At 44.4% G+C, this 16,591-nt stretch carries 19 protein-coding genes and 1 other RNA gene; 8 read left to right on the top strand and 12 right to left on the bottom strand.

Annotation, left to right across the window (positions count from 1 at the left end):
• Positions 1 to 10 precede the first annotated feature (10 nt).
• From ACLSSO_RS17765 to ACLSSO_RS17750, 4 genes are all read left to right on the top strand, one after another.
• Positions 11 to 871, top strand: coding sequence for an acyl-CoA desaturase (locus ACLSSO_RS17765; RefSeq protein ID WP_413943622.1), 861 nt, complete (start codon positions 11 to 13; stop codon positions 869 to 871).
• Positions 855 to 1,676, top strand: a complete 822-nt coding sequence (locus ACLSSO_RS17760) for a fatty acid desaturase family protein (RefSeq protein WP_413943621.1) — start codon at positions 855 to 857, stop codon at positions 1,674 to 1,676. The genes ACLSSO_RS17765 and ACLSSO_RS17760 overlap by 17 nt, the downstream gene beginning before the upstream one ends.
• 178 nt (positions 1,677 to 1,854) lie before the next feature.
• Positions 1,855 to 2,586 carry a L,D-transpeptidase gene (locus tag ACLSSO_RS17755; protein WP_413943620.1) on the top strand — a complete coding sequence of 244 codons (732 nt, stop codon included), beginning with the start codon at positions 1,855 to 1,857 and terminating at the stop codon, positions 2,584 to 2,586.
• Positions 2,587 to 2,689: 103 nt separating this feature from the next.
• A complete protein-coding gene (locus ACLSSO_RS17750) occupies positions 2,690 to 3,328 on the top strand; it encodes a hypothetical protein (protein WP_413943619.1) in 639 nt (212 codons plus the stop codon).
• On the opposite strand, the gene ACLSSO_RS17745 is transcribed toward ACLSSO_RS17750, so the two are convergent.
• Together ACLSSO_RS17745 and ACLSSO_RS17740 are read right to left on the bottom strand one after the other, a co-directional pair.
• Positions 3,329 to 3,913: a septal ring lytic transglycosylase RlpA family protein gene (locus ACLSSO_RS17745; protein WP_413943618.1), complete on the bottom strand. Its 585-nt coding sequence runs from the start codon at positions 3,911 to 3,913 to the stop codon at positions 3,329 to 3,331.
• Positions 3,914 to 4,055: 142 nt separating this feature from the next.
• On the bottom strand, positions 4,056 to 4,631 hold the full coding sequence (locus ACLSSO_RS17740) for a hypothetical protein (RefSeq protein ID WP_413943617.1): 576 nt from the start codon (positions 4,629 to 4,631) through the stop codon (positions 4,056 to 4,058).
• A gap of 43 nt (positions 4,632 to 4,674) precedes the next feature.
• Here ACLSSO_RS17740 and ACLSSO_RS17735 point away from each other — a divergent pair, with 43 nt between their 5' ends.
• Positions 4,675 to 5,328: a histidine phosphatase family protein gene (locus ACLSSO_RS17735; RefSeq protein ID WP_413943616.1), complete on the top strand. Its 654-nt coding sequence runs from the start codon at positions 4,675 to 4,677 to the stop codon at positions 5,326 to 5,328.
• Positions 5,329 to 5,386: 58 nt separating this feature from the next.
• Here ACLSSO_RS17735 and ACLSSO_RS17730 read toward each other — a convergent pair whose 3' ends face one another.
• From ACLSSO_RS17730 to ffs, 8 genes are all read right to left on the bottom strand, one after another.
• The gene (locus tag ACLSSO_RS17730; RefSeq protein WP_295904204.1) at positions 5,387 to 5,779 is read right to left on the bottom strand and encodes a hypothetical protein; all 393 of its coding nucleotides are present in this window, start codon (positions 5,777 to 5,779) and stop codon (positions 5,387 to 5,389) included.
• Between the two features lie 67 nt (positions 5,780 to 5,846).
• A complete protein-coding gene (locus ACLSSO_RS17725; RefSeq protein ID WP_413943615.1) occupies positions 5,847 to 6,374 on the bottom strand; it encodes a 4'-phosphopantetheinyl transferase superfamily protein in 528 nt (175 codons plus the stop codon).
• Positions 6,375 to 6,395: 21 nt separating this feature from the next.
• Positions 6,396 to 7,361: a quinolinate synthase NadA gene (nadA, locus tag ACLSSO_RS17720; RefSeq protein ID WP_413943614.1), complete on the bottom strand. Its 966-nt coding sequence runs from the start codon at positions 7,359 to 7,361 to the stop codon at positions 6,396 to 6,398.
• A gap of 68 nt (positions 7,362 to 7,429) precedes the next feature.
• The gene (locus ACLSSO_RS17715) at positions 7,430 to 8,023 is read right to left on the bottom strand and encodes a GTP-binding protein (RefSeq protein ID WP_413943613.1); all 594 of its coding nucleotides are present in this window, start codon (positions 8,021 to 8,023) and stop codon (positions 7,430 to 7,432) included.
• A complete protein-coding gene (gene recR / locus ACLSSO_RS17710) occupies positions 8,023 to 8,637 on the bottom strand; it encodes a recombination mediator RecR (protein ID WP_413943612.1) in 615 nt (204 codons plus the stop codon). The genes ACLSSO_RS17715 and recR overlap by 1 nt, the downstream gene beginning before the upstream one ends.
• Positions 8,638 to 8,644: 7 nt before the next feature.
• On the bottom strand, positions 8,645 to 8,968 hold the full coding sequence (locus tag ACLSSO_RS17705) for a YbaB/EbfC family nucleoid-associated protein (RefSeq protein ID WP_295904211.1): 324 nt from the start codon (positions 8,966 to 8,968) through the stop codon (positions 8,645 to 8,647).
• Between the two features lie 2 nt (positions 8,969 to 8,970).
• Positions 8,971 to 10,812, bottom strand: a complete 1,842-nt coding sequence (dnaX, locus tag ACLSSO_RS17700) for a DNA polymerase III subunit gamma/tau (protein ID WP_295904212.1) — start codon at positions 10,810 to 10,812, stop codon at positions 8,971 to 8,973.
• 19 nt (positions 10,813 to 10,831) lie between these two features.
• Positions 10,832 to 10,930, bottom strand: an RNA gene (ffs, locus tag ACLSSO_RS17695) — signal recognition particle sRNA small type.
• Between the two features lie 386 nt (positions 10,931 to 11,316).
• On the opposite strand from ffs, the gene ACLSSO_RS17690 reads away from it, so the two are divergent.
• The 3 genes from ACLSSO_RS17690 (at position 11,317) to ACLSSO_RS17680 (ending at position 13,413) form a co-directional block, all read left to right on the top strand.
• Positions 11,317 to 11,685, top strand: a complete 369-nt coding sequence (locus tag ACLSSO_RS17690) for a hypothetical protein (protein WP_413943611.1) — start codon at positions 11,317 to 11,319, stop codon at positions 11,683 to 11,685.
• Positions 11,686 to 11,741: 56 nt separating this feature from the next.
• Entirely contained in the window at positions 11,742 to 12,635 is an 894-nt protein-coding gene (locus tag ACLSSO_RS17685) for a hypothetical protein (protein WP_413943610.1), read from the top strand.
• A 127-nt stretch (positions 12,636 to 12,762) separates the two neighbouring features.
• Positions 12,763 to 13,413 carry an ankyrin repeat domain-containing protein gene (locus ACLSSO_RS17680; protein ID WP_413944831.1) on the top strand — a complete coding sequence of 217 codons (651 nt, stop codon included), beginning with the start codon at positions 12,763 to 12,765 and terminating at the stop codon, positions 13,411 to 13,413.
• Between the two features lie 55 nt (positions 13,414 to 13,468).
• Here the strand turns inward: ACLSSO_RS17680 and ACLSSO_RS17675 are convergent, their stop codons facing one another.
• Together ACLSSO_RS17675 and ACLSSO_RS17670 are read right to left on the bottom strand one after the other, a co-directional pair.
• Complete coding sequence (locus tag ACLSSO_RS17675) at positions 13,469 to 14,695, bottom strand: NADP-dependent isocitrate dehydrogenase (RefSeq protein WP_295904219.1); 1,227 nt, start codon at positions 14,693 to 14,695, stop codon at positions 13,469 to 13,471.
• A gap of 174 nt (positions 14,696 to 14,869) precedes the next feature.
• The gene (locus tag ACLSSO_RS17670) at positions 14,870 to 16,192 is read right to left on the bottom strand and encodes a hypothetical protein (protein ID WP_413943609.1); all 1,323 of its coding nucleotides are present in this window, start codon (positions 16,190 to 16,192) and stop codon (positions 14,870 to 14,872) included.
• Positions 16,193 to 16,591: the final 399 nt, after the last annotated feature.

Genomic DNA, 16,591 nt, shown 5'->3' with positions numbered 1-16,591 from the left:
GGGAATTGTTTTGAAGAATTATTCTCTTAAGCATTGCTTGCGAATTCTTACGATGCATCTTTTGGCTTTGGCGGGAGTCGTTATCTACGGTTGGTCATGGACGGCAGTAGGGTTTGCCTTATTTGCTTTTTATTTCCGTCACTTTGCCGTGGGTGGATTTTATCACCGCTATTTTTCCCATCGCAGTTTTAAAACATCACGTCCATTTCAATTCGTGATGGCGTTTTGGGGAACGACGTCAGGGCACAAAGGACCTCTTTCGTGGGCGACCAGCCACCGTCTTCATCATAAGTACGCTGAAAAGCCAGGGGATCCCCATTCGCCTAAAGTGTTGGGATTTGGCCGAGCTTACATCGGATGGCTTTTGCAAGAGGATGCTTTACCCACTGATATGAATTTGATGAAGGACTTTTCCTCTTACCCTGAAATTATTTGGATCAACAAATATCATTTTCTGGGGCCTCTCACGTTTTTAGGATTCACGGCAGTGGCGGGATACTTCATTGAAAATAATTTTCCATCTTTGCAAACAACCCAAATGCAAATCATCGTTTGGGGATTTTTAGTTTCTACTTTAGCAAATGCTCACATCGCGATGGTGATTAATACTTTCTGTCATCTTTTCGGAACAAGAAGCTACGAAACCAGAGACGAAAGCTACAACATCTGGTGGCTTATGCCGTTTTCCATCGGAGAAAACTGGCATAACAATCATCACGCTTATCCAAAACTTGCTGCCTCCGGCTTAAAGTGGTGGGAGCTTGATCCCATCTACTGGGGCATTCAGCTTTTAGCAAAGCTAGGATTGGTGTGGGACGTATATGACAGATCCTATGCGAAAAAGGGAATTTCTGATGAAGCATCTCTCTGATATTCGCAGTTTGATTTTTCTGAGTCTCACTTGGACTTTTCAGTTATTTGTAGTGCTGTCGCCGAAAGACACTTTCAGCATTGGCGCATTAGTAGGTCTATTCTTGCTCAACATCGTTTTGGTTCTTCAAGCGTCATTGATTAATCACAATCATCGTCACTGCGGGATTTTTACTTCGGCATTCCTCAATAGACTTGTGGATCGTTTGATCTCGCTCATTCTGATCTCACCCTCGACACGTCTTCACGCTGTTCACATGTTTAATCATCATACTCACTATCAATCGGGTGAAAAAGATTGGGCGAGCTATAAGCTTGCGACAAAACATTCTTCAGGTTTTTTGCGCAGTCTTGAGTATTTAAAAAAGAGTTCTCAAGAAATGACAAAAAATCGTCCGACATTAAATCTGCCGACAGATCTTCGTAAAAATCAGAAAGTAGAAAGAATTCTTGTTCTTCTCTATGTCATCGCGTTGCTTTACGTAAATCCACTCATGACACTGTTTTGGCTCTTACCTTCCTGTGTGATCGGTTTGTTCCTTTTGCTGCTAGCCAATCTTGTGAATCACGACAACTGTGACTTGCAATCCGAGTTCAATCACTCGCGCAATTTTCTATCGAGCTTTGAAAACTGGTTTTTTTGCAATAACGGTTACCATACCGCCCATCATCTTAAACCCGCCATGCACTGGTCGAAGTATCCGGAGTTTCATAAAAGGGAACTCATGGAAAAAGTGGCTCCCGAATTAAATAAAGGCTCTCTTTTTATCTACTCTTTGAAGAACTATTTCCTCTCTGGAAAGTAAGATCACTTGTCGACGGCGTGAACTTTTTTCCAAAGAGGGAAAAGCCGCTGTTATATGAGTTTTGAGTCGCATTCCGCGTAGAAATTTCTAGATTAAACAATTGTTACACAGTGCCCAAAATTTGTACGTGCTATGAAAAATTTCTGCTAAACATCCGGCATCATTTTTAGGAGTATTCATGAGACAGCTTTTAACTGTGTTTTCTTTGCTTTTGCTTGCAACTCTTTTCTCTGTTCAAACTTTCGCGGATTCTCGCGCTGAAGCTGAAAAACGCTTGATGGTCGAAGATTCTTACGAAGCTTCTTATGGCCGCCTTTTCGACGAAGTCGCTTACTTCCAAGGTGAGACTTACCTAAATCAATACACAAACGTGATCGTGATCAACAAAGCCGCGAACAAACAAACTTTGCGTCTTTATACAAACCGTCAGTTGATGCTTACGACAAAAATTTCTAGCGGCGCAGAAGACATCGAATACGTGGGTGCAGTTCGTGGTGTTTTCAATAAAATCTTTAAAGGTGCGACACAATCTCACTGGAGACACACAACTCGCGGTTTCTATACAATCAAACGAGTTGAAGGTGCGAACTACCGTTCTGGCGAAAATAAATTCCACATGCCATACGCAATGTTCTTCAACGATCTTCGCGGTCTAGCCGTTCACCAAGTTCCACCGGATCTTTCTAGCGGTGAAGCAGCAGGTGAGGCGGCTTTGGGTTCTAGAGCTTCTTCTGGTTGCGTGCGCGTTCATAAAAACTACATTCAACAAATCCACTCTGCAGTTTTGGCTGCGGATAAAGGCCAAGTTCCTGTTCTTAGCACGAAAACAGGTCAACCTCAGCTTGATGAGTATGGCCGTGTTCGTTACGAGCGTGGTTACAAAACAATCGTAATCGTTGAAGAATACTAAGATTTAAGGCCCGACGGGCTTCGTCTTGACCTCCCTCTGAAAGGGACATAAAAAGGCTGGGTTAAAATACCCGGCCTTTCTTTTTTGAGCCATAGGAGTCCCCATGAACCTTCTGGAATTAGTAAACGTCCCTGATGAAAAACGCGATCATCAATGGGAAATCGACTTCTTTATGGCGATCACTCAAAGCAATCTTAAGCTTCTTCACGAAGCTCCACAAAAAGGTCCCGATGGTTGGCCGTATCTTTTGGCAGAGACTTCTGCTGAAGCGACTGAACCTGCCAACAAAATCATGCAGTGGTTGGCAATGAAAGGCGTGGGCCTTGTTGTAAATCCGATGAAGTCCTATCCGGATTATGTTTTCACATACGGAATGCTTTGGCATTTCAAAGAAACCGGTTTGTTTTATAAAACGGCTGAAGAGTCTCCTGTAGGAACCGTGGAAATAGAAAAGGGCCAACAACTTCACGCAGGTCCACCGGCACCTCACTACTTGCCACAGTACGTGCGCAATATCTTAAAGCAATTCTTCTTCGATCAAGGTGTGCATCGTCCACGCATTCTTGTGATGAGTGCGGATCGCAAACACTATGATCTTGCATTCTCTTTAGAGTCTTTAGGAAATCCACCAACGAAAGAACATCAAGGTATTGCAGAGGCGATCAGTTGGTTCTTGCCTCCGCATTATTCTGTTGTGTTGGTGTCTGAAATTGGTCTTCCACAGTTTGTGGATTTGGCTTAACTAAAGATCGTTTTGCGAAATCTGAGTTGCGACCTTGTCGTCGCAACGGCTTTGGCCATCTGTAGGTTTTAAAATACATTCGACTTCGACATGAGTAAGATCATCTCCACCCAATGCCCTTGAAGCAGCTGCGGAAAGATCAATTACTCGTCCTCTTTTTCCTCCGCCGGTATCATTGATGCAAACTAAAACAGAGCGATCGCCATTAGTGACCCGCACCCACGTGCCCAAAGGGTATTGGCGAGAAGCACTTCTTAAAATCGCCGCACGGTATTTTTCAGGACGCATGATTTCGCCGCTCGCAGTTCTTTTCCCAGCGAAGTTATCACGTCCGCGAAGACCATACACCGAGGCAATGCCTTTCTGTTTTCCGTTACAAGAATTATAGCCAGACACATTCAAAGAATCTTCGACGGCTGCGGAGATATTTTGAAGATCCGATTTCAGTTTTGTCGTCGGGTTCGGACGCTGAGAATCGCAAAGCTTCGCTGTTTCAGAAGAAGACATTCTTACTGACTTACCCTGAGACATCAGAGGCGCAATCAACAAAGCGATAAAAAATCCGATACTTTTTGTCTTAACCATGACTTTAAGACAATCAATATCGGTGCCACAGATAGAGCCTACGACATGTAAATAAAACGAACTGAGGTTCCGTGAAACCTCAAGTGACTAATGTATTTTTGACAGTGAGAACTCTTTAAACAGCTCTCTTTCGTGAGACTCATTATCGATCAAAGAGTCCTAATACTTTTGCTTTGAAAAGTTGAATCTTCGATTGAACTTCTGGGGAGCTTTCCATTAGCTTGAATGAACGGATCAACAACGCCGGCTCTGCTTTACAAAGGCGAAGAGCTTCCTCTTTGCTGTAAGGACCACGATAAGCTTTGATGGCGCACTCAGCATTGGCAAGAGTTCCGCCTCGCGAGCAAAGTTGCAAAGATTCTTCTTTTGAAAAGGGTCCGCGATAAGCCGTCGTCGCGCAGTCAACAGGCCCTGTCGCCGAAGTCGCTCTCACACAAAGAGAAATAGATTCTTCTTTAGAGAACGGACCACGATAAGCAGCCGTCGCACACTCAGCAGGAGCTTTCGATGTAGCGCCACTACAAATACGCATCGATTCTTCTTTTGAAAAAGGTCCGCGGTAAGCAGTATCCACACAATCTACGGCATTGCCCGGATTTCTTGGCTCGGTAGAAGTACACATGTACTCCTTGCCATCACGAATAGTAGTAAAAGAATCGGCGTGAGCGGTGTTCGCCATCGCTACAACAAAAATCATCAATGTGAAGAGTGGTTTCATTTTTCCCCCGTTTTATATTCCGAAGTGGGGGAGTGCAGAGCTTATGCCAAGCGAAAATGCACCGTCTTCTATTGGTAACCATATGATGGCGTTGCAACTAAGAAAAACTTCTGCAACGATAAACATTATGACATTTGATCCAAAGATTTATAAAACCATCGTCTTTGTTCGTCACGGTCAGTATGAAAAAGATCCTGAACGTTTAACTTCTTTGGGGAAAGCGCAGGCCCATCTGGCATCTCAAGTGGTGCGCGATCTGAAGCCCCATCGACTTTATTCAAGCACAATGCCGCGAGCGATTGAAACGGCCTCTTACATTGAAAAACAATGTCAGATGAAAGCAATCAAACGCGACATGTTTCGCGAAGGTATTTTGCCGGGACTAGAAGCGGTCACGAAAACCGACAAAGCCGCACGCGAAACAATGAAGAAGAATCAGATCCACGCAGACAAAGCTTTTGATTTTCTTTTTAAAGCTCCCAGAAGCGGCGCTACCACCCATGTTGTCGTCGCCCATGGCAACGTCATCAGATATTGGGTATGTAAGGCTTTAGGAATAGATCATAAGAAGTGGGTCAAGATGGACCTGCAACAAGGCTCCCTCACCACGGTTCGTGTCGATAAAGAGGGAAATGCGGTTCTCTTGGGTTTTGCAGACATCGGCCATGTGCCTTTAGAGCAAAGAACATATATTTAAAATAAAAAAGCCTAAGGAAAATCCCTAGGCTTTTTCTTAAAGACTTAAGCTTTTAAACTTAGTCCAACTCTCCTGGTTTTGGCAGAAGATCCATCAAACATTCTCTCCAATATTCAGGTGCTTCGTCACTGTAATCCACAGCCACATAGAAACCCTTTTTACCTAGAAGCTGCGTGCGAGTGATCACACCAGAAACTTCCAGATTCATTTCTTCAAGATGCATAAAGACTCTATCGCCTATTAACACATCCAGGGTCAAAGTTTTACGAAGCGCCGTCGGAATCAGATCATCACGTTTGATCAAAAGTAAAAGTCCCGTTGACGAAGCTTCTACGATCTCACAGTTCTTTGCGATCTTTGCAAAGTCATCGAGTGAAGTGAGATATGAAATATGAATGGGAGAGACTTCTTTCCTTGGAGCCACTCTGCGGTTGTATTTTGTACTTCCCATTAGTCACCTGCCTTAATCAGTATCATTAACTCTGGTTAATAAACTCTTCGGCAGGACCCGACCAAAGTTAAGAGGGAAAAACAAAAAAGCTATAAGTGTGTTCCCCGAAATGCATCACAACACCTCTGTTTTCAGAGGGAGAACCATGAATTTCCGGGTGTAAAAGACGGTATGTCTCAGTCTGAGAATCAATATTTTTCCAGGCCCCTACAGAAATTTTAGAAATCACCGACGGCTGATCATACGAGCGAAGTGCTTTAAAAATCGCTTCTTTTGCACTCCACAAAGATGCGGGACTGGGTGCTGCTAAAACTTCTTCATGCGACGATACACGAGCGACGGTCCTTTCTTCGACGCGGGTGTGAACTTCCACATCGACACCCACGGGTGAGCGAGAAGCCACAACGATTCCCATGCCTTCGCAGTGAGAAACAGATGTCTTCAAGTTCTCATCAGCAAACAAAGCAGAAAGCTCCGCACGCATCAATTCACGATGAGCGGGATTTTGACTTCCCCATTCAGGCTTAGCAAAAACTTGTAAATCAGAAACTAAAGACTTTTGCAGGAACTCGATTGTGCTTTGAGAAAGAGCCATGACCGAGTTCCTTTAAGAAAATTAAACGGTAAATTCAGCAGGCCAAGTGACAGCCTTGCCGCTTGTGATATCCATCATGCGATCCAAAGACACTTTGGCTTTCAAGCGAAGGTCTTCGCTTAAACCTACTTGAGGTTTGAAAGACTCAAGAGCGTATTTAATCTTTTCCATGGAATTCATCTTCATGTAAGGGCAGTTGTTGCATGAGCAACCTGAATCTAAAACAGGGGCTTGAATCAACGTTACATCCGGGCGTTTTTTCTGCATCTGATGGAAGATTCCTGTTTCTGTCGCGACAATAAATTTCTTTGCAGGATTCTTTTCAACTTCTTCAAGCAAACGAGACGTTGAACCAATCACAGAAGCATATTGCAAAACAGACTCATCACACTCTGGATGCGCAATCACTACAGCGTCTGGATGTTGAGCAATCAGTTCATGCAATTTCTTAGCGTTGAAAAGCACATGAACTTCGCAAGCTCCCGGCCACAAAACAAATTCGCGATCCAATTTCTTAGAAAGCCAACGACCCAAATGCTGGTCCGGCCCAAAAAGAATCTTACGATCTTTAGGAATAGATTCCACGATCTGTTGCGCATTGGAAGAAGTGATAATCACATCAGAAATAGATTTCACTTCCGCACTGGAGTTGATGTAAGTAACTGCAATCCCATCAGGATGCTGACGGCGCCAAGCAAGATACTTTTCGTAAGGCGCGCCTTTAACAAGCGAGCAGCTCGCTTCCATATCAGGAACCAAAACCGTTTTCGTCGGATTTAGAATCTTCACGCTTTCCGCCATGAAGACCACACCCGCAAGAAGGATCACATCTTGTTTTACTTGCTGACCCATCTTCGCGAGATAAAAACTATCACCGACATAATCGGCCACGTCTTGAATATCACCATCTTCATAATAGTGAGCTAAAATGACGGCATTCTTTTCTTTTTTCAGGCGCTGAATATCAGCAACAATATCATATGACATATCAACCTCGGGCTTATTGTAACCCAAATGAATACGAGTGGCCTCATATAACACGGTTGTGAGGGAAACTAAAGAGTCGTTCCGCCCTTTAGAACGTTAATAATGGATTTAGAAACGGTCTTTAAAGATTCAAAAACGCCTTTACCCTCAGAAGCGCAACCTTCGATTTCAGGTGCGTTGTAAGGGTTTAATGCACTTCTTAGCTCAGCCAAAGAAGCCACATTCGGCAAATCGCGTTTGTTGTATTGCATAATAAGAGGGATCTCGCGGATGTCGTAGCCTTGTTGTTCCAAGTTTTTCTCTAAATTGCGAAGGGATTCTAAGTTTTCATCCATACGCTCAATTTGAGAGTCCGCGACAAAGATAACGCCATCAAGACCCTTTAAGATCAACTTACGAGAAGCATCGTAAACCACTTGGCCCGGAACTGTGTAAAGGTGAAAACGTGTTTTGAAACCACGGATATCACCCACATTCAGAGGCAAGAAGTCAAAAAAGAGAGTGCGCTCAATGTCCGTGTTCAATGCCACAAGCTTGGATTTTTGATCCTCCGCTGTTTTTTGATAAACCCACTGGATGTTCGTTGTTTTACCGCCCAAGGAAGGACCGTAATACACGACTTTGCAGTGAATCTCTTTGGCATTGTAGTTAATAAAGGACATTACAGCTCCACTCTATTTTGCAGGGCACGACCCATAGTTCTATCATCTATGAAATCGATGTCGCTGCCAATAGGAACTCCATGGGCAATGCGAGAAAGTTTCAAACCTTTCCCTTGGAGTTGCTTAGCAAGGTACAAAATTGTCGTATCACCTTCTAAATCGGCATCCAAAGCAAGGATGACCTCTTTAATCACAGGTCCGTCGCCTTCAATTCCGGCGTCGATACGTTCAATCAGTTCTTTGATTTTTAATTCTTGAGGACCAATGCCTTCTAGCGGAGAGATCGCTCCATGCAAAACATGGTAACGACCACGGAAGGCACCGGAAGATTCAATGCGCATGATATCCGCGGGTTCTTCCACGATACACAAAGAATCATCAGAACGGTGAGAGTCTTCGCAATAACGGCAAAGATCCGTGTCCGTATAGTTAAAACAACGAGGACACTCATGGACCTCAGCCTTCACACGCAGAAGAGCTTCACTCAAACGTTCTGGATACTCATTCTGCGACTTCAGAATAAAATACGCCAAGCGCTGAGCTGTCTTAGGACCGATTCCGGGAAGACGACTCAGCTCGTGGGTTAGTTTTTCAAGCGCAGATATGTGTAACATTTAAACCTTAAAACATTCCTGGAATGTTCAAACCGCCAGTGATTTTTTCCATCTCTTTTGCGGATGTTTCTTTAGCAACTTTAACAGCTTCGTTTGTTGCAGACATCACCATGTCTTGAAGCATTTCTACGTCGCCAGCTTTTAGAACTTCAGGATCGATAGTCAAAGCAGTGATCATGTGATCGCCGTTCACTTTTACTTTTACAGCGCCACCGCCAGAAGTTGCTTCGTATTCTTTTTTCGCAAGCTCTTCTTGGGCTTTTTTCATTTTCATTTGCATCTGATTAGCTTGCTTCATCAGTTGCGCCATTCCGCCTTGCATGCCTTTCATAACTATCTCCCTGCGCTGTCGCGCTTAGTTTCCACTATGGATTTGATGTGCCCTTTGAAAACATCTTGGGCCGCTTTCACCATAGGGTTTTCGGCGATCTTATTGCGGATTTCTTCCTCGGCCATTTGCACTTTTTTCTGTTGCATGGCTTGGGCCGATTCTCCGACCTGATCGCGGCTCATTAATACCTCAAAAGAATACCCAGCACCCCAGTACGAATCAATAAATCCTTGCAGTTTTTTTCGCACTTGAGCATCAGCCATTTGCTCTTTTAAGAAGGCCAATTTGACTGGAACGCCAAGGCTGACAAGCTTTCCCTCTTCTTTTACAAAAAGTAAATTTTCGACTTTCGCCGCAAAAAGAGCGTCATCTTGGCGAAGAAGTTCCACGAAATGAACCCACTTTTCCGTCGGAGTTGCGCCTGTAGCCACTTTCGGAGTTACAGGTGCACTCGGAGCCGGTGCCGCGGCTGGTGCGGAAGCCGTTTTCGCTGCCGCAGGAGCAGGACTCGCAGGTTTTGAGTTTACTGAATTCAAGGAAGGCTTCGCTTTTTCCAAAGCGGCTTTCATCGCCTCAAGTCCTTTCGGACCATCCATCACTTTTTGCGATTCTTGCAGTCGATCATGTCCCGGAACGGCGGGAGCTACCGGCGGAGTGTAGGGCCGGGCCCCACCTGCGCTGTGAGAGGTGGAAGCTCCATTTTGCAATAGAGTTTTAAGATCCACCAACTTCGGCGCAGAAGCCATTCGTAAAAGTGTGACCTCTAAAACAATACGCGGATCTTGAGCACGAGGAATATCAGCACCGCCTTTAAGGGCCATGTCGAAGAGCAAGTGAATGTCCTCTTCAGAAAGTCGTTGTGACATGTCAGTCAAAGCTTGAAGTTCAGAATCCGGCATTTCTAAAATCTGCACGGCCTGCGCTTCAGAAACTTTCACCAAGAGCAAGTTACGGATCATCTCAAGCAAATCTTGAGAGAACAAATGAGGCTCAAAACCAGCGGACGCAATTTTCTCAATCACTTTCATGATAGCTTGAGAGTTGCGATCAATGAGGCCATTCAAAGTTTCAAAAAGAAGAGCCCGATCCGTGAGCCCCAGAATTTCCACAACATTGGAGCGACTCAAAGGTCCGTTTGCAAATGTGATCACTTGATCCAGCAAACTTTGTGAGTCACGCATAGAACCATCACCCTGACGAGCGATCACCCAAAGAGCTTCCTCTTCAGCCTGAACGCCTTCACGATCACAAATCAATTTCAATCTCTCCGTGATTTGACGGGTAGGGATTCTTCTAAAATCAAAACGCTGACAGCGTGACAAGATCGTTTGAGGAATCTTGTGAACCTCTGTCGTCGCCATAATGAAAATCACATGAGGAGGTGGCTCTTCCAAAGTCTTCAACAAAGCATTGAAGGCACTTGTGGAAAGCATGTGAACTTCGTCGATGATATAGATTTTGTATTTTCCACTGGAAGGCATGAAAGCCACAGTGTCGCGAAGTTCACGAATGGCATCGACACCGTTGTTCGAAGCTCCATCGATCTCGATCACATCAACGCTAGAACCTGCCGCAATTTCCTGGCACGAAGAACACTCGTTACAAGGAATGAAGTCCTTCGCATTCGGGCAACGCAAAGCTTTTGCTAAGATACGCGCCGACGAAGTTTTTCCAGTTCCGCGAGGACCTGTGAAAAGCAAAGCATGTGGAAGACGTTGATTATTAAGGGCATTGGAAAGAGTTTGGGTAATATGATTTTGCCCGACAACGTCAGTGAAAGATTGTGGACGCCATTTGCGTGCAATCACCTGATAAGACAAAATACACCCCTCGAACTTATTCACGCCATTCTAGCGCAAAAAAAGCGGCCGAGCACCCCATATCACATAGACTCTCGAGTACCGTTGCTTCCTTCCGGACCTAGCGGAGTTCGTCAAGGGTGCTATTGTATGGGACCCGGCCAGGCGCAGGTGTATCCCATGGGGTCTGGGATTTCATTCGATAACTCGTCGTGCCATAGAGGTAATTTCAAGTATTTACCTCTGCTGATCGGCACGGGCCTCCAGCCCTCGCTGCTTCGCCTTCGGCGAGGGCCATCCAGGCCCCGCAGAGGCCGCTCATCCGAGGTAAATACTTGAAATCACCTCTATGGAAGAAGCTCTCGGATTCCCAAACACCAAAAAGGTGCCTGCTTCTTTTTTGTAGGGCTTTGCGTCGTGGAAAGGTAGAGAAAGGTGCCAGGGGATTTTTTACGTCTACGGTGCATTAGTTGGAAACAGGAAATGTGACGAGGGCTTTTCTTGTGGGGGAGACGTGATTACCATAGAGCGGTCATAAGGAGTTTTTGTATGAGAAAAGTTTTGGTTTTGCTTTTGGTCCTTCCGTTTTTTGCTCAGGCGCAATCTGTGGGCGTTAAAGATATTCCTGCTGGGGAAGATACGACTATTGAAATTAAAAAAGGGTCGAAGGCTTCCGATCGTGAGTTTGAAGTTGTTACTGAAGAAGAAGACATCGAAGGGGAGGCGGCTCCGCTTTTGAAAGAGGCTCGTGCTAACTGGAAAAAGGCCTGTGCTGATTGGAAGAAAGATGTGAAGGAACTTAATAAAGAGAATCAGGTTCTTTCTCTGAATTGCGGGAAAATGGAGTGCTCGACGGTGTCTATGGAGTCGACTTGCCAGTCTAAGGCCAAATATAAATTAAAAGTCCGCGTAAAATAGCGAAAAATTTTCCGAGTGTATTTTGATTTGAGCTCAACTTGTCTAGGATGCCGGGCATGTTGAGCTTTATTTTTGCCTTATTCTTATCGCCATCCGCCCTCGCAACTCCCAACTGCCCTGAGGTTTCAGGGGTTGTTAAAGAAGTTATTTTTCTTAAAGAAGATGACTGCAAACTTGCAGCAGACTTGGCTAGCACGTTTAATACGATGGCCAAGACTTTTGGAGTTGCTCCAGAAGTCACACTTGTCGTCGGTGGCCCGATGGACAATGCAAGTTTTGATAACGGGCACATCATCGAAGTTCCTTATCGCATGGCTTTCTTCGGCCGCTATGGTCAGGAATATCCAGTCTCACTTTTAAGTCTTATCACGAGTGCCGCGCATGAATACGGACACGCCATCTTTCACGAGTATTTAAAAAAATCTTTGCCGCGAGAATTCGGTTCTCTGTTAAAAGAGATGGAAGACATTTCGATTCGCAAAGAGAGAATTTTAAAAGGCGCTACAGACGAAACATTCTCTGATGACATGAAGAAGCTGCTGACTTCTCCAGAGTATCAACGCTTCACTTCTCTTTCTCCTTATTCAGAGTTTTATGCTGACGTGCTTGCGGTGTTCAATGCCAATGATAAGAGTGCGATGCTTTCGGCTCTTTACTATAGCGAGATGGACACCTTTCAATACAACTACATTCGCATGAGAGATTTCGAAGGCGATCCCGATCCTCGTTGGGAAAATTTGATGTATGAAGAGCATTCGAAGCTCGCTTACACACGCGCTTATGTTGGAAAAGAACTTTGGCCAGAAAATGCAGAGCAAGCGGGACACATTGCCGATGCTATCGTGCGTGCAATCTTACAGGTTGCGAAAATAAATTTAGATCAAGGTGCAACTCCGGACGTAGAAAATGCCAACGCACAATTGATCACCGAACTTAAAAGAATTCATTAATCTTTAATCTAACCAAATTTTTTTTGTTTTGTTTTCCGAATGCTTGTTTGAATTCAAGCATTTGGAAAATTCCCGTTCACATGTCTGTCATTAATCAGGTCACGCATCTTCGGCACTTGCCCTTACAATAAAGTCAAAACGACACCTCGGGGGCTTATCAAAGGAGAACGATGTGGAAGCCTATCCTTTAACTCCGTCTTTGCTGGAAGCTGTGAAAAATCACGACGTAGAATTGGTGAAATCCGTTCTAAAAAAGAAAACGAACCTAGAGGTGACGGATTCACAAAAGCGCACGCCCTTGCTCATTGCTACGCAAAACAATGATGTGGAGATTGCCTGGCTTCTGATTGAGGCCGGTGCTGACGTGAATGCGCAAGATCAGAAACAAGACAGTCCTCTTTTGTATGCGGCGGCCGAGGGACGTTTACAAATTTTGCGTTTGATCCTGAAATCAAAACCTAATTTCAAAATCTACAATCGTTATGGGGGCACGGCTCTTCTTCCAGCGGCCGAGCGCGGGCACGTTGATATCGTCAAAGAACTTTTAAAAACAAAGATCGATATCAATCACAAAAACAATCTGGGTTGGACAGCGTTGATGGAGGCGATCGTTTTAGGTGACGGTGGTCCCCGGCAGCAGGAAATCGTTCGGCTTCTGATAAGTTCCAAAGCTGACGTGAACATTCCCGATAATGATGGAATCACACCACTCGCTCACGCAAAACGACGCAAGTTTACAGAGATGGTGAAAATTCTTGAAGCCGCCGGCGCGAAATAAAAAAGCCCCGGTTTTTACGCCGAGGCTTTTTGCAAATCAGAATTTAAATTCCAAATTACATCGCAAGAGCTTTTTTCAAGTTCTCGTCGAGTTTTGCAAGGAATGGCTCTGTGTTCATGTATTTATCAGCAGGAACTTTGTCACCATAGATGCAAACTGCAAGGTCTTTTGTCATGAAGCCAGCTTCCACTGTTTCAACACAAACTTTTTCCAAAGTTTGAGCGAACTTCACTAGATCTTTGTTTCCATCCAAGTTTCCACGGTGCTCAAGACCACGAGTCCAAGCAAAGATAGAAGCGATTGGATTTGTTGAAGTCGGTTTACCTTGTTGGTGCTGACGGTAGTGACGAGTCACCGTTCCGTGAGCCGCTTCAGATTCCATTGTTTTTCCGTCTGGAGTTACAAGAACTGAAGTCATCAAACCAAGAGAACCGAAACCTTGAGCTACAGTGTCAGATTGAACGTCACCGTCGTAGTTCTTACAAGCCCATACGAAGTTACCGTTCCACTTAAGCGCAGACGCAACCATGTCGTCGATCAAACGGTGTTCGTAAGTGATGCCAGCAGCATCGAACTTCGCTTTGAATTCTTTTTGATAGATGTCTTCAAAGATATCTTTGAAACGACCGTCGTACTTTTTCAAGATTGTGTTCTTAGTAGAAAGGTACAAAGGCCATTTTTTAGAAAGAGCTTGGTTGAAGCAAGAACGTGCGAAACCAGAGATAGACTCATCCGTGTTGTACATTGCCATCGCAACGCCATCACCTTTGAAGTTGTAAACTTCGTGTTGGATCTTTTCGCCGTTTTCACCTTCGAAAGTGATCGTCAACTTGCCTTTGCCTTTAGTAACGAAATCAGTCGCACGGTATTGGTCACCAAATGCGTGACGACCGATACAGATTGGCGCTGTCCAGTTAGGAACAAGGCGAGGAACGTTTTTGCAGATGATGGGTTCACGGAAAACAGTACCGTCCAAGATGTTACGGATAGTGCCATTTGGAGATTTCCACATTTGTTTCAAGTTGAATTCTTTGACGCGAGCTTCGTCAGGAGTGATTGTCGCGCACTTGATACCTACGTTGTATTTTTTGATCGCTTCAGCAGCATCAACAGTCACTTGGTCGTTGGTAGCATCACGATGTTCCATGCCCAAGTCGTAGTACTTAATGTCGATTTCTAGGTAAGGAAGGATCAATTTTTCTTTGATGAATTTCCAGATGATTCTTGTCATTTCATCGCCGTCGAGTTCAACGACGGGATTTGCAACTTTGATTTTGTTCATAAGTCGGTCCTTTTGTCTTTGGATTGCTAAAGCCTTGAAAATATAGAATGAACTTTGAACTCTTTCAAAGAAAAAGGGGATTTCTTAAGGCATCATTTCGGTGAAAAGGCCTAATGACGAGGTAGGTCACGACCAAAGAAATAAAAAGGCCCCCGATTTAGGGGCCATGAAGGTCTATAAAGATTTGAGGAATTCTACGAGATCCCCTTTTTCTGATTCAGCGAGATTGAGGCTGAAGTGAGAATCATAGTGATCAACAACCTCTTTGAAGTTCGCAAAACGTCCGTCGTGATAGAACCCACCTTTTGCGTGTGCCCAAGCTCCCTTCAAAGGAGTCGTTCTGTAGCGCTCATCCGGAGATCTCTTTGCCTGGAAATCATCAATGCCAATCGCAGAAGCCTTATGCATATTCCATCCTGGCTCTGTGTAAAGGGGAGGAACGTGGCAAGTCGCGCACTTTGCTTTCTCGTTAAAGATTTTTTCTCCACGAGCCGCCATGATTTTATCATAAGAAGTCGTCGGAGCTTTTGGAGCCGGCAAAGACAATTGATAGTAATGCAAAGCTGCGAGTTTGCTTGTGATCATATCAACCGGAGCTTTCGTGTGACCCATGCGCGCACGAGCTGCGACTGGAAATTTCACAGGATCATCTAAGCGAGGATCATAAAAAGTTCCTTGTCCGTGCATTTCAAGATTAGCCACAAACGCATTCCAATAAGTGACAGAGCCCCAACCCGTGTAAGTGTGAAGATTCACACCCGCAAGTCCAAATGCTGCTGGAATGAGAGTCGCCGCTGTTTTTCCATCAGGACGGAACCCTTTTCCATCTAAGAAAAGTTCGGCGTCAAATTTTCCAGGTCCCCACGCCATAATCACTTTGCGAGTTGTTGCATCGCTGACCCCTAAAAGTTTATTCACAGCACTGAGATCAGGAGAAAGATTGATGATCGCTCCGACATTCAAATCACGATTTGGCCAACCATCAAGTCGATGTCCAATGCTTGGAGCAAAGGAATTATCGACAGTGGAGTGGCAGAGAGAACACTGAATACCAATGGAAGTCATCTGTCCCGCTTTATTAAAAATACCTTTTACACCAACAATCGCATCTTCTTTTAAAAGAGCTAAGCTGACATTCGGATCATTGAGATCCACTTTTCCTTCTTTGATGGCTTTAAGAACATCAGGAGAAAGAGCATCGACATCGACTTTCAATCCTACGGCTAAAGCAGTCTTTGGACTGACTCCGGGGCCAACGCCGCCATTTTTTTCTCCTTTAATAGCTTGATGAAGTTTAAGAGTGTCGCCCCAAAACTTTTCACTGCCAAAAGTATCGAAGCGAAAAATCTTACGACCCTCGGCCAACATTTTTGAGGAATTGCTGCTGATGGCGTTATCAAAAATTTCAGCGAAACCCGTTTTTCCGATAGCGAGAGCCGTCAAAGCAGTGCTCATCACAATTAAAGTGGATGCGAAATAAATCTTCTTTCTGGTCATTGTTAATCTCCTGCATTTGATATGATTGCATGAGTCCCGATCGTGGACCTCGAAGAAAAAGGCTTCAAATTAAATACGTGATACAAAGAGAGGCGTGCGAGTAACTAAATGTTGCTGATCAAAATCCATCCGGATATAAAGAGTTCTTCTATGTCCCTGATCTCATTTTGAGACGCCTTCGTGTGATCACAGGGGTCTTTTTTTATCAAAAAGATATGATAAATTTGTACATTTAATATATCGAAATTATTAGATTTTTATATAACTAATAAATTTTAGTGATCACAAAAGTGAACAAATAATTCAAAAATGCCGATCCATAACTTATCCTGATTTCAGTGAATCAGTTCGATGCCCCAACAACCTGACAGACATCAAGACAGGAAGTCGGACAAAAAC

The sequence above is a fragment of the Bdellovibrio sp. HCB-162 genome, from assembly GCF_047344985.1.
Taxonomy (GTDB): domain Bacteria; phylum Bdellovibrionota; class Bdellovibrionia; order Bdellovibrionales; family Bdellovibrionaceae; genus Bdellovibrio.
The sequence above is the reverse complement of the archived record's forward strand: the minus strand, read 5'-3'. Positions and strand labels throughout refer to the sequence as shown.